General features: G+C 73.6%; 26 protein-coding genes and 1 riboswitch. Of the genes, 6 read left to right on the forward strand and 20 right to left on the reverse strand.

The window, feature by feature from the left end; translation table 11 throughout:
* Positions 1 to 78: 78 nt before the first annotated feature.
* The 5 genes from ACFUJY_RS18825 to ACFUJY_RS18845 form a co-directional block, all read right to left on the reverse strand.
* Entirely contained in the window at positions 79 to 447 is a 369-nt protein-coding gene (locus tag ACFUJY_RS18825; RefSeq protein ID WP_383300616.1) for a hypothetical protein, read from the reverse strand.
* Positions 444 to 2,198 carry a cytochrome c oxidase subunit I gene (gene ctaD / locus ACFUJY_RS18830; RefSeq protein ID WP_383300618.1) on the reverse strand — a complete coding sequence of 585 codons (1,755 nt, stop codon included), beginning with the start codon at positions 2,196 to 2,198 and terminating at the stop codon, positions 444 to 446. Before ctaD ends, ACFUJY_RS18825 begins: the two co-directional genes overlap by 4 nt.
* Positions 2,199 to 2,362: 164 nt before the next feature.
* Positions 2,363 to 4,582: an NADP-dependent isocitrate dehydrogenase gene (locus ACFUJY_RS18835; RefSeq protein WP_383300621.1), complete on the reverse strand. Its 2,220-nt coding sequence runs from the start codon at positions 4,580 to 4,582 to the stop codon at positions 2,363 to 2,365.
* A 102-nt stretch (positions 4,583 to 4,684) separates the two neighbouring features.
* Positions 4,685 to 5,710: a glutathione S-transferase family protein gene (locus ACFUJY_RS18840; protein WP_383300623.1), complete on the reverse strand. Its 1,026-nt coding sequence runs from the start codon at positions 5,708 to 5,710 to the stop codon at positions 4,685 to 4,687.
* 10 nt (positions 5,711 to 5,720) lie between these two features.
* Positions 5,721 to 7,223, reverse strand: a complete 1,503-nt coding sequence (locus tag ACFUJY_RS18845; RefSeq protein ID WP_383300626.1) for an MFS transporter — start codon at positions 7,221 to 7,223, stop codon at positions 5,721 to 5,723.
* An 89-nt stretch (positions 7,224 to 7,312) separates the two neighbouring features.
* On the opposite strand from ACFUJY_RS18845, the gene ACFUJY_RS18850 reads away from it, so the two are divergent.
* Positions 7,313 to 7,708 carry a molybdopterin-binding protein gene (locus tag ACFUJY_RS18850; protein ID WP_164404540.1) on the forward strand — a complete coding sequence of 132 codons (396 nt, stop codon included), beginning with the start codon at positions 7,313 to 7,315 and terminating at the stop codon, positions 7,706 to 7,708.
* Positions 7,709 to 7,712: 4 nt separating this feature from the next.
* Here the strand turns inward: ACFUJY_RS18850 and ACFUJY_RS18855 are convergent, their stop codons facing one another.
* Positions 7,713 to 8,258, reverse strand: coding sequence for a DUF1697 domain-containing protein (locus ACFUJY_RS18855; RefSeq protein WP_383300628.1), 546 nt, complete (start codon positions 8,256 to 8,258; stop codon positions 7,713 to 7,715).
* 146 nt (positions 8,259 to 8,404) lie between these two features.
* Here ACFUJY_RS18855 and dhaK point away from each other — a divergent pair, with 146 nt between their 5' ends.
* Genes dhaK through ACFUJY_RS18875 form a run of 4 tightly spaced genes read left to right on the forward strand, consistent with a single transcriptional unit; the run spans position 8,405 to position 10,975 of the window.
* Positions 8,405 to 9,397 (forward strand): dihydroxyacetone kinase subunit DhaK, encoded by a 993-nt coding sequence (gene dhaK, locus ACFUJY_RS18860; protein WP_383301047.1) that lies wholly within the window; start codon positions 8,405 to 8,407, stop codon positions 9,395 to 9,397.
* A 27-nt stretch (positions 9,398 to 9,424) separates the two neighbouring features.
* The gene (dhaL, locus tag ACFUJY_RS18865) at positions 9,425 to 10,048 is read left to right on the forward strand and encodes a dihydroxyacetone kinase subunit DhaL (protein WP_383300630.1); all 624 of its coding nucleotides are present in this window, start codon (positions 9,425 to 9,427) and stop codon (positions 10,046 to 10,048) included.
* Positions 10,045 to 10,455 (forward strand): PTS-dependent dihydroxyacetone kinase phosphotransferase subunit DhaM, encoded by a 411-nt coding sequence (locus ACFUJY_RS18870; protein ID WP_383300632.1) that lies wholly within the window; start codon positions 10,045 to 10,047, stop codon positions 10,453 to 10,455. The genes dhaL and ACFUJY_RS18870 overlap by 4 nt, the downstream gene beginning before the upstream one ends.
* 28 nt (positions 10,456 to 10,483) lie before the next feature.
* Positions 10,484 to 10,975 carry an NUDIX domain-containing protein gene (locus ACFUJY_RS18875; RefSeq protein ID WP_383300635.1) on the forward strand — a complete coding sequence of 164 codons (492 nt, stop codon included), beginning with the start codon at positions 10,484 to 10,486 and terminating at the stop codon, positions 10,973 to 10,975.
* Between the two features lie 33 nt (positions 10,976 to 11,008).
* Here ACFUJY_RS18875 and ACFUJY_RS18880 read toward each other — a convergent pair whose 3' ends face one another.
* The 8 genes from ACFUJY_RS18880 to ACFUJY_RS18915 all read right to left on the reverse strand — a co-directional run bounded on the left by ACFUJY_RS18880 (position 11,009) and on the right by ACFUJY_RS18915 (position 17,851).
* Positions 11,009 to 12,049: an NAD(P)-dependent alcohol dehydrogenase gene (locus tag ACFUJY_RS18880; RefSeq protein ID WP_383300638.1), complete on the reverse strand. Its 1,041-nt coding sequence runs from the start codon at positions 12,047 to 12,049 to the stop codon at positions 11,009 to 11,011.
* Between the two features lie 104 nt (positions 12,050 to 12,153).
* Entirely contained in the window at positions 12,154 to 12,924 is a 771-nt protein-coding gene (locus ACFUJY_RS18885; RefSeq protein ID WP_383300641.1) for an SDR family NAD(P)-dependent oxidoreductase, read from the reverse strand.
* Positions 12,921 to 13,589, reverse strand: a complete 669-nt coding sequence (locus ACFUJY_RS18890) for a TetR family transcriptional regulator (protein ID WP_383300643.1) — start codon at positions 13,587 to 13,589, stop codon at positions 12,921 to 12,923. The genes ACFUJY_RS18885 and ACFUJY_RS18890 overlap by 4 nt, the downstream gene beginning before the upstream one ends.
* Before the next feature lie 76 nt (positions 13,590 to 13,665).
* A complete protein-coding gene (locus ACFUJY_RS18895; protein ID WP_383300645.1) occupies positions 13,666 to 14,877 on the reverse strand; it encodes a PP2C family protein-serine/threonine phosphatase in 1,212 nt (403 codons plus the stop codon).
* Between the two features lie 165 nt (positions 14,878 to 15,042).
* Positions 15,043 to 15,789, reverse strand: a complete 747-nt coding sequence (locus tag ACFUJY_RS18900; RefSeq protein ID WP_383300647.1) for a GNAT family N-acetyltransferase — start codon at positions 15,787 to 15,789, stop codon at positions 15,043 to 15,045.
* Positions 15,786 to 15,929: a hypothetical protein gene (locus ACFUJY_RS18905; RefSeq protein ID WP_383300650.1), complete on the reverse strand. Its 144-nt coding sequence runs from the start codon at positions 15,927 to 15,929 to the stop codon at positions 15,786 to 15,788. Before ACFUJY_RS18905 ends, ACFUJY_RS18900 begins: the two co-directional genes overlap by 4 nt.
* A gap of 238 nt (positions 15,930 to 16,167) precedes the next feature.
* Complete coding sequence (locus tag ACFUJY_RS18910) at positions 16,168 to 17,073, reverse strand: NAD(P)-dependent oxidoreductase (protein WP_383300653.1); 906 nt, start codon at positions 17,071 to 17,073, stop codon at positions 16,168 to 16,170.
* A gap of 49 nt (positions 17,074 to 17,122) precedes the next feature.
* Positions 17,123 to 17,851, reverse strand: a complete 729-nt coding sequence (locus ACFUJY_RS18915) for an adenosylcobinamide amidohydrolase (RefSeq protein ID WP_383301050.1) — start codon at positions 17,849 to 17,851, stop codon at positions 17,123 to 17,125.
* A gap of 267 nt (positions 17,852 to 18,118) precedes the next feature.
* On the opposite strand from ACFUJY_RS18915, the gene ACFUJY_RS18920 reads away from it, so the two are divergent.
* Complete coding sequence (locus ACFUJY_RS18920) at positions 18,119 to 19,132, forward strand: PRC and DUF2382 domain-containing protein (RefSeq protein WP_383300656.1); 1,014 nt, start codon at positions 18,119 to 18,121, stop codon at positions 19,130 to 19,132.
* Positions 19,133 to 19,218: 86 nt separating this feature from the next.
* Here ACFUJY_RS18920 and ACFUJY_RS18925 read toward each other — a convergent pair whose 3' ends face one another.
* From ACFUJY_RS18925 to ACFUJY_RS18950, 6 genes are all read right to left on the reverse strand, one after another.
* Positions 19,219 to 19,998 (reverse strand): ABC transporter ATP-binding protein, encoded by a 780-nt coding sequence (locus tag ACFUJY_RS18925; RefSeq protein ID WP_383300659.1) that lies wholly within the window; start codon positions 19,996 to 19,998, stop codon positions 19,219 to 19,221.
* Entirely contained in the window at positions 19,995 to 21,083 is a 1,089-nt protein-coding gene (locus ACFUJY_RS18930) for a FecCD family ABC transporter permease (RefSeq protein ID WP_383300661.1), read from the reverse strand. Before ACFUJY_RS18930 ends, ACFUJY_RS18925 begins: the two co-directional genes overlap by 4 nt.
* Positions 21,080 to 22,108: an ABC transporter substrate-binding protein gene (locus ACFUJY_RS18935; RefSeq protein ID WP_383300664.1), complete on the reverse strand. Its 1,029-nt coding sequence runs from the start codon at positions 22,106 to 22,108 to the stop codon at positions 21,080 to 21,082. The genes ACFUJY_RS18930 and ACFUJY_RS18935 overlap by 4 nt, the downstream gene beginning before the upstream one ends.
* Positions 22,109 to 22,169: 61 nt before the next feature.
* Positions 22,170 to 22,357: riboswitch (cobalamin riboswitch) on the reverse strand.
* Positions 22,358 to 22,389: 32 nt separating this feature from the next.
* Positions 22,390 to 23,613 (reverse strand): beta-ketoacyl-[acyl-carrier-protein] synthase family protein, encoded by a 1,224-nt coding sequence (locus tag ACFUJY_RS18940; protein ID WP_383300667.1) that lies wholly within the window; start codon positions 23,611 to 23,613, stop codon positions 22,390 to 22,392.
* Positions 23,610 to 23,852: an acyl carrier protein gene (locus tag ACFUJY_RS18945; protein ID WP_383300670.1), complete on the reverse strand. Its 243-nt coding sequence runs from the start codon at positions 23,850 to 23,852 to the stop codon at positions 23,610 to 23,612. Before ACFUJY_RS18945 ends, ACFUJY_RS18940 begins: the two co-directional genes overlap by 4 nt.
* Positions 23,853 to 24,095: 243 nt before the next feature.
* Positions 24,096 to 25,940, reverse strand: coding sequence for an acyl-CoA dehydrogenase (locus ACFUJY_RS18950; protein ID WP_383300672.1), 1,845 nt, complete (start codon positions 25,938 to 25,940; stop codon positions 24,096 to 24,098).
* Between the last annotated feature and the right edge of the window lie 43 nt (positions 25,941 to 25,983).

Consider the following 25,983-nt stretch of genomic DNA (forward strand, 5'->3'; position numbering starts at 1 on the left):
CGCGCCCGTCACCTCTCATCTTCACGACCGGGAGGCGAGTGCGCCTGCTGGGAAGGCAGAACGGACGACCGGGCCGGGTCACCTGGCCAGGTAGGCGGCCACGCCGCAGGCGCCGGCGGCCGCGCCCGCGCAGACCACGGCGGCGGCGACACAGCGGGCGCGAAGCCTGCGGTAGCGCTCGGTGTACTCGCCGCGCAGTTCCAGGGCGCGCGCGGAGATCCGCGCCAGCACCACCCGGGACTCGGCGGTCCGCTCGGCGGTGTAGACCCGCTCCACGTCCTCGCGCTGGGCGGTGGTGAGCCAGGGCAGCTGGTCGGTGAAGCGGCGGGCGAGCCCGCGTGCCCGCTCGACCTCGGCGTTCCACAGCAGGTAGCCCTCCATCTGGGCCAGACCCCGCGCGCTCTCGGCGTCCGGATCGGCCGGCGCCCGCCTCTCCTCGCCGCTCACGCCTGTTTGTCCCCCGGCGCCACCGTCGCGGAGGTGTGCGGCCGGGTGGCTGCCTCCTCCAGCTCGCGCACGGCGGGGTGGTGCAGGTCGAACGCCGGGGACTCGGAGCGGATACGGGGCAGGGTGACGAAGTTGTGCCGGGGCGGCGGGCAGGAGGTCGCCCACTCCAGCGAACGGCCGTAGCCCCACGGGTCGTCCACCGCGACCTGCTTGCCGTACTTGGCGGTCTTCCACACGTTGTACAGGAAGGGCAGCATGGACAGGCCCAGTACGAACGAGGAGATGGTCGAGATGGTGTTCAGCGCGGTGAAGCCGTCCGAAGCGAGATAGTCCGCGTACCTGCGGGGCATGCCCTCCGCACCCAGCCAGTGCTGCACCAGGAACGTGCCGTGGAAGCCCACGAACAGCGTCCAGAAGGTCATCTTGCCGAGCCGCTCGTCCAGCAGCTTCCCGGTGAACTTCGGCCACCAGAAGTGGAAGCCGGCGAACATCGCGAAGACTACGGTGCCGAAGACGACGTAGTGGAAGTGGGCGACCACGAAGTACGAGTCGGAGACGTGGAAGTCGAGCGGCGGGGACGCCAGGATCACCCCGGTCAGGCCGCCGAAGAGGAACGTCACGAGGAAGCCGACCGACCAGAGCATCGGTGTCTCGAAGGACAGGGAGCCCTTCCACATGGTGCCGATCCAGTTGAAGAACTTCACCCCGGTGGGCACCGCGATGAGGAACGTCATGAACGAGAAAAACGGCAGCAGGACGCCGCCGGTGACGTACATGTGGTGCGCCCACACCGTGATCGAGAGGCCGGCGATGGCGATGGTGGCACCGATCAGACCGATGTAGCCGAAGATCGGCTTGCGGCTGAAGACCGGGATGATCTCGGAGACGATGCCGAAGAACGGCAGGGCGATGATGTACACCTCCGGATGGCCGAAGAACCAGAAGAGGTGCTGCCAGAGCAGCGCCCCGCCGTTGGCCGCGTCGAAGACGTGCGCACCGAACTTGCGGTCCGCCTCCAGCGCCAGGAGCGCGGCGGCGAGCACCGGGAAGGCGAGCAGCACCAGCACACCGGTCAGCAGGACGTTCCAGGTGAAGATCGGCATCCGGAACATCGTCATGCCGGGCGCGCGCATGCAGATGATCGTGGTGATGAAGTTGACCGAACCGAGGATCGTGCCGAAGCCGGAGAAGGCCAGGCCCATGATCCACAGGTCACCGCCGACCCCGGGCGAGCGGACCACATCGGTCAGCGGCGAGTAGGCGAACCAGCCGAAGTCGGCGGCGCCGTTCGGGGTGAGGAAGCCGGCCACCGCGATCAGCGAGCCGAAGAGGTACAGCCAGTACGCGAGCATGTTCAGCCGCGGGAACGCCACGTCGGGCGCGCCGATCTGCAACGGCATGATCCAGTTCGCGAACCCGGCGAACAGCGGCGTCGCGAACATCAGCAGCATGATCGTGCCGTGCATCGTGAACGCCTGGTTGAACTGCTCGTTCGACATGATCTGCATGCCCGGCCGGGCCAGCTCGGCGCGCATGAACAGGGCGAGCAGCCCGCCGCCCAGGAAGAACGCGAACGAGGTGACCAGGTACAGCGTGCCGATCGTCTTGTGGTCGGTGGTGGTCGCCCACTTGATGACGACGTTGCCGGGCTGTCTGCCGCGCACCGGCAGCTCGTTGGAGTACGACTCCTCGTCCTCGGCCGTACCTGGTGTGCCCGTCGTCGTCACGGGGCCGCTCCTTCGCTTGTGCATCCGTGTTACCGGATGCAGCAAAGCAGCGAAGCGGCCCCGTCGCGCGGCCCGGCACCCGCCGGAGCACGACATTCACCCGTCAGGGGGGGTCAGCGCCCTTCGTGTGCTGACACGCCGACGCCCCGGCGCGGCGGAGGCCGGCCGGGGCGTCGGTGACCGTCGGGTCAGGCGAGGCTCGCGATCGCCTGGTTGAACGTGGCGGACGGACGCATGACGGCCGCGGCCTTGGCCGGGTCGGGCTGGTAGTAGCCGCCGATGTCGGCCGGCTTGCCCTGGACCGCGATCAGCTCGTCCACGATCGTCTGCTCCTGCTCGGACAGCGTCTTGGCGAGCGGGGCGAACGCGGCGGCCAGTTCGGCGTCGGCGGTCTGCTGCGCCAGCTCCTGGGCCCAGTACAGGGACAGGTAGAAGTGGCTGCCGCGGTTGTCGATGCCGCCGAGGCGGCGGGAGGGCGACTTGTCCTCGTTGAGGAACGTGGCCGTGGCCCGGTCCAGCGTGTCGGCGAGGACCTGGGCGCGGGCGTTGCCCGTGGTCTGCGCGAGGTGCTCGAAGCTGACGGCGAGGGCCAGGAACTCGCCCAGGCTGTCCCAGCGCAGGTAGTCCTCCTTGACGAGCTGCTGCACGTGCTTGGGCGCGGAGCCGCCGGCGCCCGTCTCGAAGAGGCCGCCGCCGTTCATCAGCGGGACGACGGAGAGCATCTTCGCGCTGGTGCCGAGCTCCAGGATCGGGAAGAGGTCCGTCAGGTAGTCGCGGAGCACGTTGCCGGTGACGGAGATGGTGTCCTCGCCGCGGCGGATGCGCTCCAGGGAGAAGGCGGTGGCCTCCTGCGGGGTCATGATCTCGATCTGCAGACCCTCGGTGTCGTGCTCGGCGAGGTAGGTCTTCACCTTCTCGATGAGCCGGGCGTCGTGCGCGCGGTCCGCGTCGAGCCAGAAGACGGCCGGGCTGCCGGTCGCGCGGGCGCGGGTGACGGCCAGCTTGACCCAGTCCTGGATCGGCAGGTCCTTGGTCTGGCACATGCGGAAGATGTCGCCGGCGCCGACGGCCTGCTCCAGCACGGCGTTGCCGGCGGCGTCCACGACGCGGACGGTGCCGGTGGCGGGGATCTCGAAGGTCTTGTCGTGGCTGCCGTACTCCTCGGCCTTCTGCGCCATGAGGCCGACGTTGGGCACGGAGCCCATCGTGGCCGGGTCGAAGGCGCCGTTGGCGCGGCAGTCGTCGATGACGACCTGGTAGACACCGGCGTAGCTGCTGTCCGGCAGGACGGCGATGGTGTCGGCCTCGTTGCCGTCCGGGCCCCACATGTGGCCGGAGGTGCGGATCATGGCCGGCATGGAGGCGTCCACGATGACGTCGCTGGGGACGTGCAGGTTGGTGATGCCCTTGTCGGAGTCGACCATGGCGAGGGCCGGGCCCTCGGCGAGCTCGGCCTCGAAGGACTCCTTGATCTTCGCGCCCTCGGGCAGGGCCTCCAGGCCCTTGAGGATGCCGCCCAGACCGTCGTTCGGGGTCAGGCCGGCCGCGGCGAGCGCGTCACCGTACGCGGCGAAGGTCTTCGGGAAGAAGGCGCGCACGACGTGGCCGAAGATGATCGGGTCGGAGACCTTCATCATCGTGGCCTTGAGGTGCACGGAGAAGAGGACGCCCTCGGCCTTGGCGCGGGCGATCTGGGCGGTGATGAACTCACGCAGGGCGGCGACGCGCATGACGGAGGCGTCGACGACCTCGCCCGCGAGGACCGGGACGGACTCGCGCAGCACGGTGGTGGTGCCGTCGTCGCCGGCGAGCTCGATGCGCAGGGTGCCGGGCTCGGCGATGACCGCGGACTTCTCGGTGGACCGGAAGTCGTCGACGCCCATGGTGGCGACGTTGGTCTTCGAGTCGGCGGTCCAGGCGCCCATGCGGTGCGGGTGGGTCTTGGCGTAGTTCTTGACCGACGCGGGGGCGCGGCGGTCGGAGTTGCCCTCGCGCAGGACCGGGTTGACGGCGCTGCCCTTGACCTTGTCGTAACGGGCGCGGACGTCCTTGTCCTCGTCGGTCTTCGGGTCGTCCGGGTAGTCCGGGAGGGCGTAGCCCTGGGCCTGGAGCTCGGCGATCGCGGCCTTCAGCTGCGGGATGGAGGCCGAGATGTTCGGCAGCTTGATGATGTTGGCGCCCGGAGTGGTGGCCAGCTCACCGAGCTCGGCGAGAGCGTCGTCGATGCGCTGGTCCTCCCGGAGCCGCTCGGGGAATCCGGCGATGATCCGGCCCGCCAGGGAGATGTCCCGGCTCTCGACGGTGACACCGGCCTTGGAGGCGTACGCCTCGACCACGGGCAGGAACGAATACGTCGCCAGGGCCGGGGCCTCGTCGGTGTGTGTATAGATGATGGTCGAGTCAGTCACCCTGTGCTCCGCTCCACGTCTGCAACATTGCTTGACATCAAGATATCTCGTGAGCGGCGCGGGTTCGACAGGGCCCTGCCCTCCCGTCGGCCGGAAGACGTCCTACGGACGGCCGCCGGGCGGTACGCCCTCACCCCGGGGCACCGGACCGGGCGGGGTGCCGTCGCCGAAGGGGCGGCCGCCGAGCTGTTCGCGGTGGTGCGGGGTCAGCCAGCCGGAGAGGTCGGGGCCGGCGGGCACGATGCCGGTGGGGTTGATGCCGGTGTGCACCCGGTAGTAGTGCTGCTTGATGTGGTGGAAGTCGACCGTGTCCCCGAAACCGGGGGTCTGGTAGAGGTCCCTGGCGTACGCCCACAGCACCGGGTCCTCGGAGAGTTTCCGGCGGTTGCACTTGAAGTGGCCGTGGTAGACCGGGTCGAAGCGGACCAGGGTGGTGAAGAACCGGATGTCGGCCTCGGTGATCGTGTCGCCGACGAGGTAGCGCCGGTCCGCGAGCCGCCCGGACATCTCCTCCAGGCGGCGGAACAGTGCCCCGTACGCCTCCTCGTAAGTGTCCTGGCCGTCCGCGAACCCTGCCCGGTAGACCCCGTTGTTGACGTCCCGGTAGATGCCCTCCATGACCGCGTCGATCTCCGCGCGCAGCGGCTCGGGGTAGAGGTCGGGCGCACCGGACCGGTGCAGGTCGGTCCACTCGGTGGCGAGGTCCAGGGTGATCTGCTGGTAGTCGTTGGTGACCAGCTTGCCGCTGGGTACGTCCACGATCGCCGGCACGCTGACGCCGCCCGGGTAGTCGCGCTCGCGGGCGTCGTACGCCTCGCTGAGGTAGCGGATGCCGAGCACCGGGTCCCGGCCGCCCGGGTCGAGCGTGAAGCGCCAGCTGCGGTCGTCCTGGAGCGGGTCGACGACGGCGACCGAGAGCGCGTCCTCCAGGCCGAGGAGCCTGCGGGAGACCAGGGCGCGGCTGGCCCAGGGACAGGCCCGGCTGGCGACGAGCCGGTAGCGGCCCGCCTCGACGGGCCAGCCGTCGCGGCCGTCGGCGGTGATGCGGTCCGCGAAGTGGCTGCGGGAGCGCTTGAAGGGCTTGTGTCCGTACGAGCTGTTTCCGTCGGTGCCGGCGGAGTCGTTCATCGCGTTCTCCTCAGGAGGCGGCTGCGGGAGGTGGGGAGTGCTGTGTACGGCGTCTGCCCCGTCGGCCGCCGCCCACGTCCGCGAGCGCGACGAGCAGGGCGGCGACGACGAAGGCGACGGAGACGATGAGCCCGTGGTCGTACGCGTCGGACCAGCCGTCGCCGACCTGGGCGAAGAACACCGCTCCGACGGCGGCGATCCCGATGGCGGAGCCGACGCGCTGCCCGGTCTGGAGGGTGCCGCCGGCGCTCCCCGCGGTGGCCACGGGCACTTCGGAGAGGGTCAGGGTCTGGTTCGGCGCGATGACCAGGCCGCTGCCGAGCCCCGCGAAGAGCAGCGGGGCGGCCATCGCCCAGCCGGCGCCCCGGCCGGGCACCAGGTGGACGGCGAGCGCGGTGGCTCCGAGGCCCACGGCCACGGCGGCCAGGCCGGCGACGACGAGGGGGCGGCCGAAGCGCCCGACGAGCTTGCCGCCGGGGCCGGCGGCGACGGCGGAGCCCAGGGCGAAGGGGGTGATCGTCAGGCCGGCCTGCAAGGCGGTGTAGTGCAGGCCGCTCTGGAGGTAGAGCGTGGTGATGAAGAAGATCGAGGTGAATCCGGCGAAGTAGAGCAGGATGAGCAGACAGCCCAGCCAGTACGAGCGCACCCGGAAGAGCCGGAGGTCCACGACCGGCTGGGTGCCGCGCCGGCCGCACCGGGACTCCCAGCCGACGAAGACGACGAGCAGCGCCACGGCCAGGATCAGCAGCAGCCACTTCTCGTCGCCGGGCCACTGGCGGGACTGGACGAAGGGCAGCAGCAGGGCCAGAATCCCGGAGCCGAGCAGCAGCACGCCGACCGGGTCGAGGTCCCGCGGCCGGACCCGGCCGGCGGACGGGGTGTCGGGCAGCAGACGGCGGGCCAGCAGGAGGCAGACGAGCCCCAGCGGCAGATTGACGTAGAACACCCAGCGCCAGCCCTCGTCCGCTCCGGCCGCCTGGATCAGCAGGCCGCCGAGCAGCGGGCCGACGGCGGTGGAGATGCCGACCACCGTGCCGAACATGCCGAAGGCGCGACCGCGCTCCCGGCCCTGGAACATCTGCTGGATGAGGGCCGAGATCTGCGGTGAGACCATGCCGCCGGCCAGCCCCTGGACCAGGCGGGCGATCACCAGCCAGAGGCTGGACTGGGCGGCACCGCAGGCCGCCGAGGACAGCGTGAAGAGCGTGAGCCCCGCCATGAAGACGGCGCGCCGGCCGCGGGCGTCACCGAGCCGTCCGGCCGGGATCAGGAACAGGCCGAAGGCCAGGGCGTAACCGGACAGGACCCATTGCAGGTCGGACTCCGGGGTGTGCAGTCCCGCCTTGATGGAGGGGAGCGCGACGTTGACGATCGAGACGTCCAGCAGGGTCATGAACCCGGCGACCAGGCAGACGGCGAGCGCCTGCCACCGCCGCGGATCGGGCGTGTCGGGCCCGGACCCCGGATCCGCGTCCTGCCCGCCGGAACCCCGGCCCGCCGCGCTGTCTGCCATGGTTGGCACCCTAGGACGGGTGCGGGGATTCCTCATCCCGGCTGGTCCACCCGGCCGTGCCGGGCGGGGCGCCGGTTAGGGTACGGCGCATGCAGTCGTACACGATCGGGCAGGCGGCCCGGCTTCTGGGCGTGAGCCCCGACACCGCCCGGCGCTGGGCCGACGCGGGGCGTGTCGCGACCCACCGGGACGAGGGGGGCCGCCGCCTCATCGACGGCCGGGACCTGGCGGCGTTCTCGGTCGAGGTCGCGCAGAACGGCGCGGGCGACGAGGACGTCTCGTACACCTCGGCGCGCAACGCGTTCGCGGGCATCGTCACCGCCGTGAAGCTGGGCGATGTGGCCGCGCAGGTCGAGATCCAGGCGGGGCCGCACCGGCTGGTGTCCTTGCTGACCAGGGAGGCCGTCGAGGAACTGGGCCTGGAGGTCGGTGTGCAGGCCACCGCCCGGGTGAAGTCGACCAGCGTGCACATCGACCGCGCCTGACCGGTCAGTCCGTGCCCTTCCGGGCGGCGGCCAGGATCTTCACGACGGTGTGGAAGAAGCGGGTGGTCGCGTCGCGGCCCAGGACGCCTTCCTGGAAGCCCTTGGCGGCCGGGGCCTTGCCGTTGATCAGGTGCCAGACGACGAAGGCGTCGTGGTCGGTGTGGCCGATGATCTCCATGTCCTTCTTCGGGGAGAGCATCGGCAGGTCCAGGTCCGACGGGATGCGCCCGGTCGTGAACACGACGCAGCAGCGGATGTCGTCGGTGACCGTGACGTCCTCGAACGGGTCGAGCGCGATCAGCGCCTCCAGCTCGGGAACCGTGCGCAGGCACACCGCGACGTCGTAGCCGAGGGCCCCGGCGAGATGGTCGCCGATCCGGGCGGCGAGCGCGGCCCGGTCGGTCTCGTCGGACTCGAAGAAGACGTTGCCGCTCTGGATGTAGCTGCGCACGGAGGCGAGACCCAGCTCCGTGAAGAGGCCGCGCAGGCGCTCCATCTTCACGGAGCGGCCCGGCACGTTCAGCCCTCGGAGCAGTGCGATGTACAGCAAATCCGATCACCTGTTCATGCGGGAGGGACCGCGGGGCCCGGCGGACGCCGACAGCGTAGCGCCGCCGTCTTCGCAGCGGCGCGATCTCGGCCTACGGTGGGGTGGTTCACGCCGTCCGGGTCCGACAGCTCTCCTGGGAGATTCCGTTGCGCATGCTGATCAACGTCCCCGAAACCGTGGTGGCCGACGCGTTGCGCGGGATGGCCGCCTCCCATCCCGAGCTGACCGTGGACGTGGAGAGCCGGGTCGTCGTACGCCGGGACGCGCCGGTGGCCGGAAAGGTCGCCCTGGTCTCCGGCGGCGGATCGGGGCACGAGCCGCTGCACGCCGGGTTCGTCGGCCCCGGGATGCTGTCGGCGGCGTGTCCGGGCGAGGTGTTCACCTCGCCGGTGCCGGACCAGATGGTGCGGGCGGCGGCCGCCTTGGACAGCGGTGAGGGGGTGCTCTTCGTCGTCAAGAACTACACCGGGGACGTCCTCAACTTCGAGATGGCGGCCGAGCTCGCCGAGGAGGAGGGGCTGCGCGTCGCGCAGGTGCTCGTGGACGACGACGTCGCGGTGACCGACAGCCTCTACACCGCCGGGCGCCGGGGCACGGGGGCCACCCTCTTCGTGGAGAAGATCGCTGGCGCGGCGGCCGACGAGGGCGCCCCGCTGGACCGGGTGGCCGCGATCGCCCGCCGGGTGAACGAGTCCTCGCGCAGCTTCGGTGTGGCCCTCAGCTCCGTCACGACCCCCGCGAAGGGCTCCCCCACCTTCGACCTGCCCGCCGGCGAGCTCGAACTGGGCATCGGCATCCACGGCGAACCGGGCCGGGAGCGGCGGGCGATGATGACCTCCGGGGAGATCGCGGACTTCGCCGTGGACGCGGTCCTGGACGGCCTGCGCCCCAGCGGCCCGGTGCTCGCCCTGGTCAACGGCATGGGCGCGACCCCGCTGCTGGAGTTGTACGGGTTCGGCGGCGAGGTGCACCGGGTGCTGCGGGAACGGGGCGTGGTGGTCGCTCGTACGCTCGTGGGCAACTACGTGACCTCGCTCGACATGGCGGGCTGCTCGGTGACGCTGTGCCAGGTGGACGAGGAGCTGCTGCGGCTGTGGGACGCGCCGGTCGAGACGCCGGCGCTGCGCTGGGGCCGCTGATCCGCACGCGAGGACCGAGGAGGGCATGTGCTGGACGCCGATTTCTTCCACCGCTGGATGACCGCGACCGCGAGTCTCGTCGACCGCGAGGCGGCGCGCCTCACGGAGCTGGACTCCGCGATCGGGGACGCCGACCACGGCAGCAATCTCCAGCGCGGGTTCGCCGCCGTTTCGGCGGCCCTGGCGAAGGAGCCGCCGCTGACCCCGGGGGCCGTGCTGACGCTGGCCGGACGCCGGCTGATCTCGACGGTCGGCGGGGCGTCGGGCCCGCTGTACGGGACGCTGCTGCGGCGTACGGGCAAGGCGCTGGGCGATGCTCCGGCCGTGTCCCCCGCGGATCTGGCGCGGGCGCTCGGGGAGGGCGTCGCGGCGGTGGCGCAGCTGGGCGGGGCGCGGGCCGGCGACAAGACGATGCTCGACGCGCTGCTGCCGGCCGTGGAGGCGCTGGGGACCTCGTTCGCGGCGGGCCGGGAGGCGGCGCGCGCGGGTGCGGAGGCGACGGTGCCGCTCCGGGCGCGCAAGGGCCGGGCGAGCTATCTGGGCGAGCGGAGCGTCGGGCACCAGGACCCGGGGGCGACCTCGGCGGCGCTGCTGCTCGCCGCGCTGGCGGACACGGCGGACGTGGCGGACACGAAGGGGGGCGCGGCGTGAGCGCGGAGGCGCAGGTGGGCATCGTGCTGGTCTCGCACAGCGGGCCGGTGGCCGAGTCCGTGGCGGAGCTGGCCCGGGGGCTGGCGGCGGGCGGGGCGACGGCTCCGGTGGCCGCGGCCGGCGGCACCGGGGCGGGCGGGCTCGGGACGAGCGCGGAGCTGATCGCGGAGGCCGCCCGGTCGGTGGACGGCGGGGCGGGGGTCGCCGTCCTGGTGGACCTGGGCAGCGCGGTCCTGACGGTCAAGGCGATGCTGGCCGAGGGCGACGGACTTCCGGCCGGGACGCGGCTGGTGGACGCCCCGTTCGTGGAGGGCGCGGTGGCCGCCGTGGTCACCGCGTCGACGGGCGGCGGCCTCGACGCGGTGGAGGCGGCGGCCTCGGAGGCGTACGGGTACCGCAAGGCGTAGGCACCGGGCGCCGCGCACACTTGACGGCATGACGGCCAAGAAGACCGCCCGCCGCAGTGCGGGCCTGCTGCTGTTCCGTACCGGTGCCGGGCGCGGCCTCGAAGTGCTCATCGGCCACATGGGCGGCCCGTTCTGGACGGGGCGCGAGGAAGCCGCGTGGTCGGTGCCCAAGGGTGAGTACGCCTCCGACGAGGAGCCGAGGGCGGCGGCTCGGCGCGAGTTCGAGGAGGAGTTCGGGCATCCGGCGCCGGACGGTGCGTGGGTGGATCTCGGCGAGGCCCGTCAGCCGAGCGGGAAGACGGTCACCGTGTGGGCGCTGGAGGGCGATGCCGACCCGGCGACGGCGGTGCCCGGCACGTTCGCGATGGAGTGGCCCCGGAAGTCGGGGACGTTGCGGGAGTTCCCGGAGATGGACCGGTTCGCCTGGTGCACGCCCGAGGAGGCGGCGGAGCGGCTGGTGAAGGGGCAGCGGGTCTTCGTGGACCGGCTCCGCGAGCACCTGGCGGAGGGCGGGGCCTGATGCCGGCGCCCGCCCTCCTCGCCGCCGGACCGGTCAGCTCTGCGGGAGGATGACCGCCCGGCCGTTGATCTTTCCGGCGTGCAGGCGCTCGTAGGCGAGCGGTGCCTCGTCCAGCGGGTACGTCTCGACGTGGACGTCCACCGCGCCCGCGTGGGCCAGGTCCAGCACCTCGGCCAGTTCGGAACGCGATCCCCAGTACGGGGCGGTGACCGTCGTGTTGAACGGCAGGACCCCGAAGCCGACGGGCAGCGTTCCCCCGCCGATGCCGACGATGGTGACGTCCGAGTCGATGGCGGCGGCCGCGCCCGCCGTGGCTACGGTCGGCGGGGCGCCGACGAAGTCCAGGACGACCTGCGCGCCGATCCCGCCGGTCAGTTCACGGATGCGGGCGGCGGCGTGCGCGTCGGACAGGACGGTCTCGTGCGCCCCGACGGTGCGGGCGAGGGCCAGCTTGTCCTCGGTGACGTCCAGGGCGATGACCCGGGCCGATGTGAGGGCGCGCAGCAGCTGGATCGCGACGTGGCCGAGGCCGCCGGTGCCGATGACGACGGCGGTGGCCCCGGGCACCAGCTTCGGCAGGGAGCGCTTGATGGCGTGGTACGGGGTGAGGCCGGCGTCGGTGAGCGGCACGGTCCGGACCGGGTCGAGGTCACCGATGGGCACGAGGTGGCGCGGGTCGTCCACGATCATGTACTCGGCCATGGCGCCGGGCGAGCCCAGGCCGGGCGGGTTGATGCCGAGCTCGGCGGCGCGCAGGCAGTAGTTCTCCTTGCCCTCGGCGCACTTCACGCAGGTGCCGCAGCCCCAGGGGCCGTAGACGGCGACGGACTGGCCGGTCTCCAGGCCGGTGACGCCGTCACCGAGCGCGGCGATCGTGCCGACGCCCTCGTGGCCGAGGGTGAGCGGCAGCGGGTAAGGGAACTGGTCCGCGGTCCAGCTCATCACGGCGATGTCGGAGTGGCAGACGCCCGCCGCCCTGACCTTCAGCAGCACCTGCCCGGGGCCCGGCTCCGGGTCCGGCACGGTGACGACCTCGGGTGCGGCGCCTATCTCGCGGTACTGGACTGCCTTCATGGGGTCCTCCTCGACCTCTGTGGCTGTGGCTCTTGCGTTGACCCCCGAACCCCCCTGTCCCCCTGTCCCCCTGTCCCCCGCTCCCCCGGATCCCCGTCCGCCGGTCAGGAGGCGGAGTAGCCGCCGTCCACCAGGTGGTAGCTGCCGTGGATGAACGAGGCGCGGTCCGAGAGCAGGAACGCGGCGAGCTCCGCGACCTCCTCGGACGTGCCCAGGCGGCCCGCCGGGTGCAGCGAGATCAGGTGGTCGCGGGCCGGGCCCTCCGTGTCCCGCAGCAGCGGGGTGTCGATGAAGCCGGGGCCCACGGCGTTGATCCGGACGTTCTGGGCGGCGTACTCCAGGGCGGCGGTCTTGGTGAGGCCCACGACGCCGTGCTTGGCCGCGACGTAGGCCGGCGAGCCGGCGAAGCCGTTGGTGCCCAGGATCGAGGACATGTTGACGATCGCGCCGCCGCCCGCGGCGACGATGGCGGGCAGCTCGTGGCGCATCGAGTAGAAGACGCCGCTGAGGTTGGTCGCGACGACCCGGTCCCAGTCCGCGACGGGGTACTCACCGGTGGGGTTGCGGGGGCCGCCGATGCCCGCGTTGTTCACGGCGAGGTGCAGTGCGCCGAAGGTGTCGACGGCGAACCGCACGCCCGCCTCGACGGACGCGGGGTCGGTGACGTCCATGGCCACGGCGGCGGCCCGGCCGCCGGCGCTCTCCAGCGCGGCGGCCGCCTCGCGGGCGCTCACCTCGTTGTAGTCGGCGACGACGACGGAGGCGCCCGCGCCGGCGAGCCGGTGGGCGAGGGCGAGACCGATGCCGGAGGCCCCGCCGGTGACGAGGGCGGTGCGGCCGGCGAACTCCTGGTCGGTGGGGGTGGTGGTGCTCATGGGGTGCCGTTTCCTTCCGTGGTGCTGGTGGTGCGGTGCGGCGCGGAGCCGGTGAAGAGTTCGCCGGCCAGGGCGTCGAAGGCGCGTTCGACGAGCCGGGGCAGCTCGTCGGGGCGGTCCCCGCGCACCCAGGCGGCCTGGGCGGCGAGGAGGGCGCCGGCTCCGGCGGCGACCGTGACGGCGGGCCGCAGGTCGTTGAGGGGGTCGGTGCCGAGCCGGTCCGCGACGATGGCGACCGAATCCGCCTGCGCGTCCACCCGGATGTGGTGGAAGGCCGCGTAGAGGGTCGGTTCGCGCTCGGCGAGGACCAGCAGCTCGTAGATGCGCGGGCGGCGGTGCCAGGCCGGGGCCACCGGGTCCCGGAGCCAGTCCTGGACGGCCCGGCGGTAGGCGGTGAGCGGGGGCTCGTCGGCCGGACGGGCGCGCAGGGCGTCGTTGATCCGGTCGCCGTCGCCCCGGACCGAGTCCAGAACGGCGTCCTCCTTGCCGGCGAAGTACCGGCTGAAGGTGCGGCGGTCCAGGTCGGCGCGCTCGGCGATCTCCTCGACCGTGACCTCCCTGAGCCCCCGGTCGAGCACGAGCTCGAAGGCGGCCCCGGCCAGGGCGTCCCGGGTCCGGCGGGCCTTGCGGCCCCGCCTGTCCGGAATCTTCTGTTCCGCTTGCATGCTTGCCACCGTACACCCGAAAATGTCCCGGCGCGACAGAAGTCGTGCCGGGACAGAAAGAGCTGGTGTACGCCCGTCAGAGCCCGCTGAACACCCCGGCGGCCCGCACCGCCTCGCGCGCCTGCGGAACGGGCGGGGCCTGCTCGGCGGAGGAGCCGCGGCGCAGGGCGAGTACGGCGATGTCGTCGCGCCGCACCCCGCCGGAGAACTCCTCCAGGTCGTGTTCGAGCGCGTCCAGCACGTCCTGGGGATCGCGGCGCGCCCAGCGGCTCAGCCGGGTGTCGAGCGGGTAGAAGCGCCCGTCGGCGTCACGGGCCTCGGTGACCCCGTCGGTGAACATCAGGAGCGTCGCGCCGGGCGGGAAGTCGAGCCGTTCCTCGGTGCGGCCCTCGTTGCTGAGTTCCGCCATGCCCAAGGGTACGGAGGTGTGGTGCAGGGGCACGGGGACGGCGACCCCGTCGTGCAGCAGCCGGGGCTGCAGATGGCCGCAGTTCACCGCGCGGACCCGGCCGTCGCCGTCGAAGCCGAGGACGAGCGCGGTCACGAAGCGTTCGGTGTCACCGGTCTGGGCGGCGAAGGCGTTCTGCCGGGCGACGGCGTCCTCCAGCCGGTCCACCACAGCGGTGAGCGAGGGTTCGCGGATGGCCGCCTCGCGGAACGCGCCGAGGACGGCGAAGCCCACGCCGATCGCGGGAAGCCCCTTGCCCTGGACGTCGCCGATGATCACCCGGGTGCCGTACGGCGACTGGACGACCTCGTAGATGTCCCCGCCGACCAGGCGGTCCTCCTCGATCGGCGTGTAGGTGCCGTGGGCGGTGATCTGGTCGGTGGGGATGGGCAGCGGGCGCAGGATCTGGCGCTGGAGGGCGACGGCGGCGGAGCGCAGCCTGGCGATCTCGGTGGCGTGCCGGATGCGCAGGGCGGCGGCGGCGACGCTGAGCAGACAGGCGAAGAGGGTGAAGACGATGCTGCTGATCACGTCCCACGCGGTTCCGCCGGTCGCCGCGCGCGTGACCACGGCCGCCCCGGTGACCCAGGCACCGGCGACGGCGGTCTGGCCGACCGTCCCGAAGACCGAGACGAGGGCCGGAGCGACCACGAGGAGCGGCACCAGCCTCAGATCCTCGCCGGCGAGGATGTCGAGGCTGACGATCACGGCGGTCAGCAGGGCCAGGCCACCGGACAGCGCCCCGTTACCGATGCGTGGAGCGCGCGCCGCCGCCTCTCCCGCCTCGGTGCCGGGGAGCGCCACGCGGGGCGCCGGCCGGCTCAGGAGTCCGAAGGTCACGACCCTCTCCTTCCGGGATCGGCCGGCGCCCCGTGCGCCGGCGTTCCCTTCCATTCGACCGGGCGGAGGGAGCGAGCACACGAGGCTTACGGCCTGACGGGCGCGGCCGAAGGTCCCGGAACGCGTCCGGGACGGGCGCCTCCCGGTCCGGAGGCACCCGGCGGCTCAGCGTGCGGCCGTCACACCGGCGGGGCGGCCGGGCGCCGGGAGGGCCGGTCCGGGCGGCACGAGGGCGGCCAGGAACTCGACCCGCCGGCGGAGTTCGAAGCCCAGCGCCTCGTAGAGCCGGACGGCACCCGTGTTGGCGGCGGCCGCGTGCAGGAACGGGGTCTCGCCGCGCAGGCGGATCTCGTGGGCGACGGCGCGCACCAGTCCGCTGCCGAGCCCCTGACCGCGTACCGACTCGTCGGTGCAGACGGCGCTGATCTCGCTCCAGCCCGGCGGGCGCATGCGCTCGCCGGCCATGGCGACGAGCACCCCGTCCCGGCGCACCCCGAGGTAGGTGCCGAGCTCCACGGTCCGGGGCTCGAACGGGCCCGGCCGGGTGCGGGCGACCAGGTCGAGCATCTCGGGCACGTCGGCGGGGCCCAGCCGGACCGCTTCGGGGAGGGGCGCCGCGGCCACGCCCGCGTCCACCAGCTGGACGCCGTCGGCGTGGAAGGTGACCTCCCAGCCGGCGGGCGGGGGCTCGCGGAACGCGGTGATCGTGACGCCTCCGCCCGGCCCGGTGAGCGCCGCCACGTCGGCCCAGTCGGCGGGCCCGGGGTCCGGTGGGAGCGCGACCCAGGGGGCGACCGCGGAGGGGTAGCGCAGCACGCGGCCCCGGCGCTCGGCGAAGTGGGCGTGCGGACCGCGCAGCGCGGTGCCCACCGGGTCGTCCAGGGGGTGGCCCGGGTCCGGGTGCGTGCTCACGCGGTCACCTCGATCACGGTCCTGCCCGGGGCGTGGCCGTCCTCCACCTCGTCACCGGGGCCGGGTTTCGGCCTTTCCGGTCCGGTGAGGACCTCCACCTCCGGCCCGCCGTCGCGGGTGGACACGTACGCCTTCGGCATGAGCTGCTTCTCCCCAGTTCCGTACCGGCGCCTCGCTGACGGGCGCCACAGGTGCGGCAAGGACACGTGACGCGCGGGTATTCCCGCACCGTCGATTTCGACTCAATCACCGCCCGGTACCGGCCGGACGGCCCCTGCGGCGCGCCTTCCTGTGGCACGCTGATTGCGGCCGTCCCACCGGGCTCCCCCGTACCGGTGGGGCGGCCTTCCGTCGTCATGGGGCCGGTGCCCCGTCCGGTCAGCCGCGGTCCTGCTCGGGGGCCCGGCCCGCGTAGTAGGTGGCGATCATGTCCTCGTCGCCGTGTCCGGCGGCCTCCGCGCGCTCGAAGCGGGCGGCCGACGCGGCGGCCAGGTCCAGCCGGACACCGGCCTGTGCGGCCGCGTCGAGGATGAGGCGCGTGTCCTTGAGGGCGGTGGACAGGGCGAAGCTCGGGGTGAGGTCCCCGTCCAGGACGGCGGCGGACTTGGCGTGGAGGTAGCCCGAGTCGAGCGGTCCGCCCTCGACCAGGCCGAGGAACGCACGCGGGTCGACGCCCAGTCCTTCGGCGAGGTTCAGGCACTCCGCGACGCCGCCGACCATGTTGACCACCCAGGCGTTGACCACGAGCTTCAGCCGGGAGGCCGCTCCCGGTTCCTCCCCGGCCCACACCGTGCGCTGCCCGATCGCGTCCAGCACCGGCCCGACCGCCGCGCGGGCGGTCTCGGGGCCGGAGACGAGGACGGTCAGCGCACCCTGCTCGGCGGGCTGCCGGGTGCCGACGACCGGGGCGTCGAGGTGGGTCAGCCCGAGGTCGGCGGCGCGCTGGGCCAGCTCGACGGCGCCGTCCGGGCCGACCGTGGAGGTCTGGAGCAGGACCTGGCCCCGGTGCAGTCCCCCGGAGGCGGCGGTGAGCGCGGCGGCGACGGCGGTCGTGTCGGTGAGCGCGGTGAGCACGACGTGGGCGCCGCGCACGGCCTCCTCCGCCGTGTCGGTGACGGTGGCACCGTCGGCGGCGAGCGGGGCGGCCTTGGCCCGGGTGCGGTTCCAGGCCCGGACCTCCAGACCGGCACGGAGCAGGCTGCGGGCCATGGCCGCGCCCATGATCCCGGTGCCGAGTACGGCGACGACGGGTCGCTGCGGTGCGGCGGGGACTGCTGAGGTCATGGGATTCCCTTCGTCGGCCGCTCCCCGGGGGCGCGGCGGCTTCGGCTTCTCAGGGCTGCCGCAGCGCGCCTTCCAGCACGGCGGCGTGTACGGCTCGGGCGAGTCGCGCGCCCCAGCGGGAGCGCGGCCCGGCGAACGGTTCGGCGTCACCGGTCCCGGGTCCCGGTTCGGGGGCGGCCAGGCAGACGGCGTCCGTGGGGGTGCCGGAGCAGTCGAGCCCGGCGTCCAGGAGCGCCTGCACCTTGGCCTCCGTGGCGGTGGCCACGGCGTTGACCAGGGCGGCGTCGGACAGCGGCACCGGGAAGGTCACCACGATGTTGACGGTACCGGGGCGCGGCGGCCCGCCGGTGCCCTCCTCCGGCGCGGCGGCCCAGCCGCGTACGCCCAGACCGCAGGTGGCGGTGGCGTGCACGCCCTCGTCGTCGGCGGTGGTGTACGCGGTGACGTCGGCGGCGGTCATGAGGCCGGCGCCGGGGCCGGTGAGGCGTGCGGCGGCGGCGATCTCGGCGAGGTGGCGGTCCGGGTCCATGCGGGGGTAGCCACCGGGCACCTGCGCGTTGACGATCCACTCGCGCGGGCCGATGCCGCCGCCCAGGACCGCGCTGCTGCACACCCGCCAGCCGGGACCCAGCCGCCACAGGAGGTGGTGGAGCTCCGCGCCGTCCTCGCGCCGGGCGAGCAGCTCTGCGCGTTGCCGGGGCAGCCGGATGCGTACGGAACGGATGGGCACCCCCGGGTGGCGCGGCGGGACGTCGGTCGGCGTGGACCCGTTGATCATATGTGCCGGGGCCGGGGCGTCCGGGGGCCGCCCCGCTCCCCCGGCAGCCGTGCGCATCACCCGGCCGTTCACCCGGATGGCGTAACGGGCCCGGAAGCCGCGCACCCGCGTGACACGGGCGCTGCGCCGGTCCGGGGCGGATGCCGCCCGCCGCACCGGGTTGCCGGGCGGTTGCAGCGTCCATCCGGGTGAGGCGCGATGGAATCCGGACGCGCCTTCTCTGCTGGACCCACCCACAGGACGCGCCCGGGCGAGGAGGATTCGGATATGGGAGCCGCTGACGGTTTCACGGATTCCGGAGAGCTCGACGGCCTGACGGTGTACGACACCGAGGGCGAGAAGATCGGCAACGTGGGCCGCGTGTATGTCGACGACAACACCGGCCGCCCGGACTGGATCACGGTGAAGACCGGCCTGTTCGGCATGAAGGAGAGTTTCGTGCCTCTCGCCGGAGCCCGTCGAGTGGGCTCCGACCTGCACATCTCCCACGGCAAGGACCAGGTCAAGGAAGCCCCCCGGGTGGACGCGGACGCGCATCTGTCCGTGTCCGAGGAAGAGGAGCTGTACCGGCACTACGGCCTCACCAGGAACACCCGGGGCAACCTGGGCGACGGTTCCGGGACCGGTTCACCGACCACCACGGGCACCGGCACCATGGGCGCGGCCGGCACCGGCGCGGCGGCCGGAGCGGGTGCCGGGGCCGGGGCCATGGGTGCGGCAGGCACCTCCGGCCAGGACCGGACCCGGGCGGCCGGCACCGGCAGGCACCGGGACACCGACGCGGGCACCGCCGCGGGCCGTCCGCTGGCCGGCGCCGGCGCGGGCGCCCAGCGGTCCGGCGCCGACCTGGGCGGCAAGGAGGAGATGATCCGCTCCGAGGAGCAGCTGCACATCGGCACCGAGGAGTACGAGAGCGGCAGGGCCCGCCTCCACAAGTACGTCGTCACCGAGAACGTCACGCGCAGCGTGCCGGTCTCGCACGAGGAGGTACGGGTGGTCCGTGAGCCGCTGCAGCCGGGCGACAGGACGACCGCGCGAGCGGGCGATCTGACGGAGCAGGACGTGGAGGTCACCCTGCACGCGGAACGCGCCACGATGCGCAAGGAGACCGTCCCGGTCGAGCGCGTCCGGATGGAAACCGAGAGGGTGACGGAGCAGAAGGAGGTCTCCGCCGAACTGCGCAAGGAGCAGATCGACTACGCGGACGGCACCACCAAGGGCGGCAAGGAGCCGGGAGGCAAGGACACCGGCGGCGACCTCGGCCGGGGACGCCACCGCTGACCGCTCGCCGGCATGCCGGCCGTACCGCACGACAGGCGAAGGGCGGACCCGCCCGGCGGGTCCGCCCTCTCGTGTGCCCGGGCCCCTCAGGGCAGGAAGCGCACCGAGGGCCGCCCCTGCGGGCCGTCCGGTGTCACGACGGACCGCACCCGGTAGACGTCCTCGATCAGCTGCTCGGTGACGACCTGCGCGGGGGTCCCGCCCGCGACCGCCCGTCCGCCGCTGAGCACCACGATCCGGTCGCAGAACATGGCGGCCAGGTTGAGGTCGTGCAGGGCGACGACGGCGGTCAGCGGGAGCGAGGCGACCAGGGAGAGCAGTTCGAGCTGGTGCTGGATGTCCAGGTGGTTGGTCGGTTCGTCCAGCAGGAGTTCGCGCGGCCGCTGGGCGAGCGCGCGGGCGATCTGGACGCGCTGGCGCTCCCCTCCGGAGAGGGTGTGCCAGGACTGGTCGCGCCGGCCGGTGAGCCCGGTCCGCTCCAGCGCCTCGTCCACCGCCGCCGCGTCCGCCTCCGTCGGCGCGGACCAGGCACGCCGGTGCGGGATGCGGCCCAGGCGTACGACGTCCAGGACGCTCAGCTCCTCCTGGGTGACGGCGTGCTGGTCGACGACCGCGACCCGCCGGGCCACGGCGCGGCGGCCGACGTCCGTGAGCGGTTCGCCGTCCAGCGTGACGACGCCCGCGTGCGGGGCGAGGACTCCGGCGAGGATGCGCAGCAGGGTGGACTTGCCGGAGCCGTTGGGGCCGATCAGGCCCACCGTCGTGCCCGGTTCCGGGGCCAGCGTCACACCGTCCAGCAGGAGGCGGCCGCCGGCCTCGCGGCTGACTCCGCCGGCCCGCAGGCCCTCCGCCGCCGTCCCGGTCACGCGGGCCGCCTGGTGCGGTAGAGGACGGCGACGAAGGCGGGCACGCCGATGAGGGCGGTGACGACGCCCACCGGGACCTCCTGCGGGTCGAGGACGGTCCGGGCGAGCGTGTCGACCCAGACCAGGAAGACGGCCCCGGCGAGGGCGGTGACCGGCAGCAGCCTGCGGTGGCCGGAGCCGGTGAGGGCACGGGCGGCGTGCGGGAGGACCAGCCCGACGAAGCCGATGGCCCCGGCCGAGCTGACGAGCGCGGCGGTCAGCAGCGCGGTGGTGCAGAGCAGGACGGTGCGGACGCGTGCGACGTTCACCCCGAGGGCGGCGGCGGCGTCCTGCCCGAAGGCGAAGGCGTCGAGCGTACGGGAGTGGCCGAGGCAGACCAGCAGGCTGACGGCGAGGACGGCGGAGCAGATCCACACATCGGTCCAGCCGACCCCGCCGAGCGAGCCGAGCAGCCAGAACAGCACGCCCCGGGTCTGCTCGGCGTCGGCGGCGGTCATGACGACGAACGAGGTCAGGGCCGAGAACAGCTGCATCGCGGCGACCCCGGACAGGACGACCCGGTCGGTGGAGCCGCCCAGGGTGTGGCTGAGCAGCATCACCAGCGCGAACGAGCAGAGCGCCCCGATGAACGCCCCGGCCGGCAGGGACACGGCTCCGCCGCCGACGCCGAGCACGACGACCAGGACCGCGCCGGTGGACGCGCCGGAGGAGACGCCGAGGACGAACGGGTCGGCGAGCGGGTTGCGCAGCAGGGACTGCATGACGGTCCCGCAGACCGCGAGGCCCGCCCCGCAGACGGCGGCGAGCAGGGTGCGCGGCATGCGCAGGTTCCAGATGATGCCGTCGCGGATCGGGCTGAGCCGGGCCTCACCGATGCCGAGGTGGGCGGCGACGGCGGACCAGACGTCCACGACGGAGATCCGGGCCGGTCCGATGGTGACGGCGACCGCGACGGACAGGGCGAGCAGCAGGAGGCCGCCGGTCCACAGGAGGCCGCCACGCAGACGGCGCAGGCGGGGGCGCGGAGGGCCGGTGGGGGCCGGCGTCCTGTCGGGCGGGGCGGTGAGCCGTTCGGTGGCCGTCATCCCGCGAGCCCGAACGCGCGCAGCCCGGCGGCCACCCGCTCCACGCCCTCGACCGTGCGGATGGTCGGGTTCATGGCCTGGCCGCTGAGCAGGACGTAACGCTTGTGGCGTACGGCGTCCATCTTCTTCGTGACGGGGTTGGACTCCAGGAAGGCGATCTTCCCGGCGGCGCTCTCGGCGGTCTGCGACGTGCGGGTGAGGTCGCCGATGACCAGCACGTCCGGGTTGCGGTCGGCGACGGTCTCCCAGTTCACCTGGGGCCATTCGTCGTGCGTGTCGTCGAAGACGTTCTTCAGGCCGAGCTCCCGGGTGATGATGCCCGGCGCCCCGCAGCACCCCGCCAGGTAGGGGGACTCGGAGTTGGCGAACCAGTAGAGGACGGAGGTGCCGGAGCCGTCGATGTCGTCGGCGGCCTTCCGGATGCGGGTGCGGAGCCGCTCGGTCAGCTTCTCGCCGCGCTCCGGCACGCCGAACACCCGGGCCAGGTCGCGCACCTCGGCGTAGACGCTGTCCATGGTGAGGGCGCCGGTACGGACGCCGTCGCCGTCCTTCGTGTTGTCCTTGGCCGTGCAGTCGGCGGGTGCGACGTAGGTGGGGACGCCCAGCTTCTCGAACTGCTCGCGCGGGGCGACACCGCCCTTGGCGAGGGTGGACTCGAAGTCGGCGGCGACGAAGTCGGGCTCCTGGTCGAGGACCTTCTCGGACGAGGGCCGGTTGTCGGCGATCCGCTTCACGCCCGCGTTGGCCTTCTCCAGGCCCTTCATCACCGGGTCGGTCCAGGTGGCGGTGGCGGCCATCCGGTCCTGGAGGCCGAGCGAGAGCAGGATCTCCGTGGTGCCCTGGTCGACGGAGACCGCGCGCCGGGGCGGGGCGTCCACGGTGACGGTGCGCCCGCAGTTCCTGAGCGTGACCGGGTAGCCGTCCGTCCGGCCGACGGCGTCGGCCTTTCCGGACGGGGGCCCTCCGCAGGCCGTCAGCAGCAGGAGGGCGACGGTGAGCAGAGCGGCGGCACGTATGGGCGGCACGGGGCATACCTCGGCGTCTCTGGGCCCATGCGCGGGGCCCGCTGTACGGTCCGCCGCCCGGTCCCGGGCGGCGGTCGCCAGCAGGTCTTCGGACTCGGGTTCGCTCGGACGGGACGCCTTCCCGGGAGACGCCGGGTCTCCCAGTGGCCGTGGCCCCGCCCGTCCCCCTCACCGCTGCGCGTCAGTTCCGGATTCGCACCGGATTCCCTGACTCCCACGAGGAGTTCGACTGGCTCCGGCACGCTACCACGGGCTTACGCGCAGCTCGGCGCCGCGTCCGGTCAGGGGCGCTGGAGGGCCACCACCGCGTTGTGCCCGCCGAAGCCGAAGGAGTGGCTGACGGCCCGGTGGACGGGCCGCACCAGCGGCACCTTGGTGACGCAGTCGATGTCGAACCCGGGCGCGGGGGCGTCCAGGTTCGCGACCGGCGGGACGACCCCGCGCTGGAGGGTGAGGATCGTCAGCCCCGCCTCGATCGCCCCGGCCGCGCCCATGCAGTGCCCGAGCACGCCCTTCGGGGCGGTGACGGGTGGCCGGTGCGGGTACACCCGGCTGATCAGCGCGGCCTCGGCGGCGTCGTTGCGTACGGTCGCGGTGCCGTGCGCGTTGACGTGCTCCACCTCGTCCGCCCGCCAGCCGGCGTCGCGCAGCGCGGCCTCCGCGGCGGCCCGGGCGACCCGCCCGTCGGGGTGCGGGCTGGTGGGGTGGTGGGCGTCCGTGGTGGCGCCGGTGCCGGCGAGCAGGGCCCGGGGTTCGGCGCCCCTGGCCTCCGCGTCGGCGGCGCGTTCCAGCACCATGACGGCGGCGCCCTCGCCCATGACGAGTCCGGCGCGGTCGGCGGCGAAGGGCCGGCTGAGCCGGGACAGGTCGCCGTCCGCGCGGGCGGCGGCCCCGGACCGGGCGAAGCCGGTCATGGCGATCGGGAAGACGGTCGACTCGGTCGCCCCCGCGACGGCCACGTCGCACTGCCCGGTCACCAGCAGGTCGCGGGCGACGGACAGCGCGGTGACGCCGGACGAACAGGCGGTGCAGGGGGCCAGGCTGGGGCCGGTGGCCCGCATCTCGATCGCGATCTCGGCGGCGGGCATGTTGGGGATGGTCAGCAGGACCCCGGCCGGCGAGGTCGCCTCCGGCCCCTTCCGCTCCAGGACCAGCGCCTGGTCGGTGAGGTGCGCGGAGCCCCCGCTGCTGGTGCCGACGACGACCGCGACCCGGCTGCCGTCCCACCCGGCCGGATCGAGACCGGCGTCGGCGACGGCCTCCCGGGCGGCCAGGACCGCGAACTTGACGTACCGGCCCATCCGGAAGGCCGTGCGGCGACCGATCTCGGCGTCCAGGTCGATGCCGTCGACCACGCAGGCGAAGTCGATCGCGCACCCGGCGAGCGCGGGGACGGTGCGGGCCGGGCTCACCGCGGCGCACACCCCGTCCCAGGTGGACTCGGTGTCGTTGCCGACCGGGGTGATCATGCCGAGACCGGTGACGGCGATGGCCGGTGTCCTCATCGGGCGACGCCCGCCGCCGCGTCGAGGTGCTCCGTGAGCTCGGCGAGGGTGGTCCCCCGGGTCAGGATGCCGGTGTCCAGTTCGACCCCGGTGGTCTCCCGCAGGACGACGGCGAACTCGGCGGCCGCGAGGGAGTCCATGTCCAGGCTGTCCATCGTGGAGTCCGGAAGGATCTCGGCCACGGGCACCCTGAAGGTACTGCTGAGTACGTCGGTGATGCGGGGGTGGATCGTGCTCATGGTCTTCCTTTCCTCATGCCCATCCGGGTGGGGCGTCCGGCGCCGGTGCGCACGGCCCCGACGCCGGAACAACTGAGCAGCGTCGCTCCGGTTACGCCTTGCGGCGAACCGATTCGCCAGAGCCGGGCCGGGACGCCGCGGACCACCGTGCGAACAGGGCGACGGTCGACCAGTAGGCGAGGAGGACGGCTCCCGCCCCGAGCCCCTGTACGGCCCGCGCCGCACGGCGCGCCCGCGTGCCCCTCATCGCCCCGCCCCGGCGTGCCAGTGGGCCTCCGGATCGTCGTACGCGTCGGTGTAGCCGGCGCCCGTGATCGGCCAGTCGGCGAGCATCTCGTCGGGGAAGGCGAAGGCGTCGGCGAGTTCCGGGAGGTGCGGGGCCACCGCGCCGATGAGCCGTTCGGTGTGGTCCGTCAGCGCCTCCGCCTGACCGGTGCTCAGGTATCCGGCCGCGAGGAGGTCGCCGCTGTCGCGCGCCACCCGGCCCAGGGCGAACAGCCGGGCCAGTTCACCGAGCCGGTCCCGGTCCGCGCCGGGGGGCAGTGCCTCGACCGCCTCCGCGTACGCCTCGGCCGCCTGCCGGCAGGCGTGCGCCTCGACCCCGCGCAGCGCGGGGCCCGCCGCGGCGTTCCACCGGCCCAGCGGGTCGCCGTGCGCCGCCAGGGCCGCCCGGGCCCCGGCGCGCGCGAACCACAGCTCTTCGGCGCGCCCCAGGAGCCGGACGAGGAACCGGAGGTCGGTCAGGTCGCCGTGGGACGGTGCGGCCGGCTCGTACGGCGTGCGGTCGGCGAGCAGGGCGGCGGCGGCCCTGGCGTGCACGGCGAGGTTGTCGCCCTCGGCGGTGATGGCTCCCTCGACGCCGGTGACGAGCGCGGCCATCCCGTTGTTCTCCAGGAGGCCCTGGGCGCCGCAGCGTTCCCGGGACTCCACGATCACGGCCCTGGCCTGCCAGGTGATCCAGCCCTTGGCGATGTCCACCAGCCGCTCGGCCGCCTCCCGCCCGGCCTCGGGCCCCGCCTCGGCCGCCTCCCAGCGGTCCAGGACGCGGCGGTGCAGCAGGCTCATGGCGAAGACCGTGGCCATGGCCTCGGCGAGCGGCCCGTGGTGGGTGCGGTACGCGAGCACCGGCAGCCGCGCGCCGCGCCCGGCGGAGACGTGGCGGTGGCCGCCGTACCGCACCGCGACGGCCAGTGTGGCGCGCGCCGAGCCGACGGCGCTGGCGCTCATGGAGATCCTGCCGGTGACGACGCGGGCGATGGAGGCGAGGAAGCGGCGCCGGCGGCCCTCGATGGCGCTGCGGAACACCCCGTCGCCGTCGATCCGCCCCTGCGGGCCCGTCAGCAGGGCCTCGCGCCCGACGAAGACGTGGTCGAACGAGGTCAGGCTGTGGTCGACGGGGCTGCCCATGCGTGCCGGGAGCCTGCGCACCCGTACACCGGGCAGCGGTCCGTCGGCGTCGGTGAGCGGGACCAGCAGCAGGAACACCCCCCGGTCGGCCCCGCCGGCCAGCAGCCGCGCGGCGACGAGCCCCGACTTCGGGCCGCCGGGCCGCCCGGTGTTGGGCATGAACTTCTGCGCCCCGCAGTGCGGGGTGTGCAGCACGAACCCGTCGCGTACGGGGTCGTAGGCGGCGGTCGTCTCGACGGCCGCGGCGTCGTTGCCGTGCGCCACCTCCGTGCACAGGAAGGTGCCGGTGCGCCGCAGCGTCAGGAAGTCCGACAGGTCGCGGGGGCTCTCGGCGATGTGGTCCAGGAGGCTGCCGAGGAAGAGGTTGTAGTGGATGCCCGCGATGGTGGCGAGCGCCGGGTCGGCCGGGGCCAGCCACTCGTGCAGGGCGGCCAGCGCCCGGAAGTCGGAGGCCGGGCGGGCGGCGCTGTCCAGGGCGTCGTTGAGGGTGCGCAGGCGGGCGTACGCGCGGTCGAGCCGTTCGTCCGGGGTGCCGCCGGCCCCCGGCCCGGGGGGCAGCCGGAACGGTTCGGTGGCGACGAGCCGCCGCCAGAAGCCGTGCTCGCGGCGGGCGTCGGCGCCGAGGAGTACGGAGGTGAGCGGGCGTACGAGGGGATCGACGCCGGTGAGCGTGGTGGTCATACAAGGCTGAACGACCGGCGTACGGTCAGGACACCGGGCTCGT

This window comes from Streptomyces sp. NPDC057249, from assembly GCF_042669245.1.
GTDB lineage: Bacteria > Actinomycetota > Actinomycetes > Streptomycetales > Streptomycetaceae > Streptomyces.

Bases quoted from the DNA above. Each gene is read 5' to 3' on its own strand.
- ctaD (WP_383300618.1), bottom strand. From the start codon at position 2,198: ATGCACAAGCGAAGGAGCGGCCCCGTGACGACGACGGGCACACCAGGT.
- ACFUJY_RS18915 (WP_383301050.1), bottom strand. From the start codon at position 17,851: ATGATCAACGGGTCCACGCCGACCGACGTCCCGCCGCGCCACCCGGGG.
- ACFUJY_RS18910 (WP_383300653.1), bottom strand. From the start codon at position 17,073: ATGACCTCAGCAGTCCCCGCCGCACCGCAGCGACCCGTCGTCGCCGTA.
- ACFUJY_RS18875 (WP_383300635.1), top strand. From the start codon at position 10,484: ATGACGGCCAAGAAGACCGCCCGCCGCAGTGCGGGCCTGCTGCTGTTC.
- ACFUJY_RS18905 (WP_383300650.1), bottom strand. From the start codon at position 15,929: ATGCCGAAGGCGTACGTGTCCACCCGCGACGGCGGGCCGGAGGTGGAG.
- ACFUJY_RS18845 (WP_383300626.1), bottom strand. From the start codon at position 7,223: ATGGCAGACAGCGCGGCGGGCCGGGGTTCCGGCGGGCAGGACGCGGAT.
- ACFUJY_RS18950 (WP_383300672.1), bottom strand. From the start codon at position 25,940: ATGACCACCACGCTCACCGGCGTCGATCCCCTCGTACGCCCGCTCACC.
- ACFUJY_RS18920 (WP_383300656.1), top strand. From the start codon at position 18,119: ATGGGAGCCGCTGACGGTTTCACGGATTCCGGAGAGCTCGACGGCCTG.
- ACFUJY_RS18840 (WP_383300623.1), bottom strand. From the start codon at position 5,710: ATGAACGACTCCGCCGGCACCGACGGAAACAGCTCGTACGGACACAAG.
- ACFUJY_RS18880 (WP_383300638.1), bottom strand. From the start codon at position 12,049: ATGAAGGCAGTCCAGTACCGCGAGATAGGCGCCGCACCCGAGGTCGTC.
- ACFUJY_RS18890 (WP_383300643.1), bottom strand. From the start codon at position 13,589: ATGCAAGCGGAACAGAAGATTCCGGACAGGCGGGGCCGCAAGGCCCGC.
- ACFUJY_RS18945 (WP_383300670.1), bottom strand. From the start codon at position 23,852: ATGAGCACGATCCACCCCCGCATCACCGACGTACTCAGCAGTACCTTC.
- ACFUJY_RS18850 (WP_164404540.1), top strand. From the start codon at position 7,313: ATGCAGTCGTACACGATCGGGCAGGCGGCCCGGCTTCTGGGCGTGAGC.
- ACFUJY_RS18930 (WP_383300661.1), bottom strand. From the start codon at position 21,083: ATGACGGCCACCGAACGGCTCACCGCCCCGCCCGACAGGACGCCGGCC.
- ACFUJY_RS18940 (WP_383300667.1), bottom strand. From the start codon at position 23,613: ATGAGGACACCGGCCATCGCCGTCACCGGTCTCGGCATGATCACCCCG.
- ACFUJY_RS18885 (WP_383300641.1), bottom strand. From the start codon at position 12,924: ATGAGCACCACCACCCCCACCGACCAGGAGTTCGCCGGCCGCACCGCC.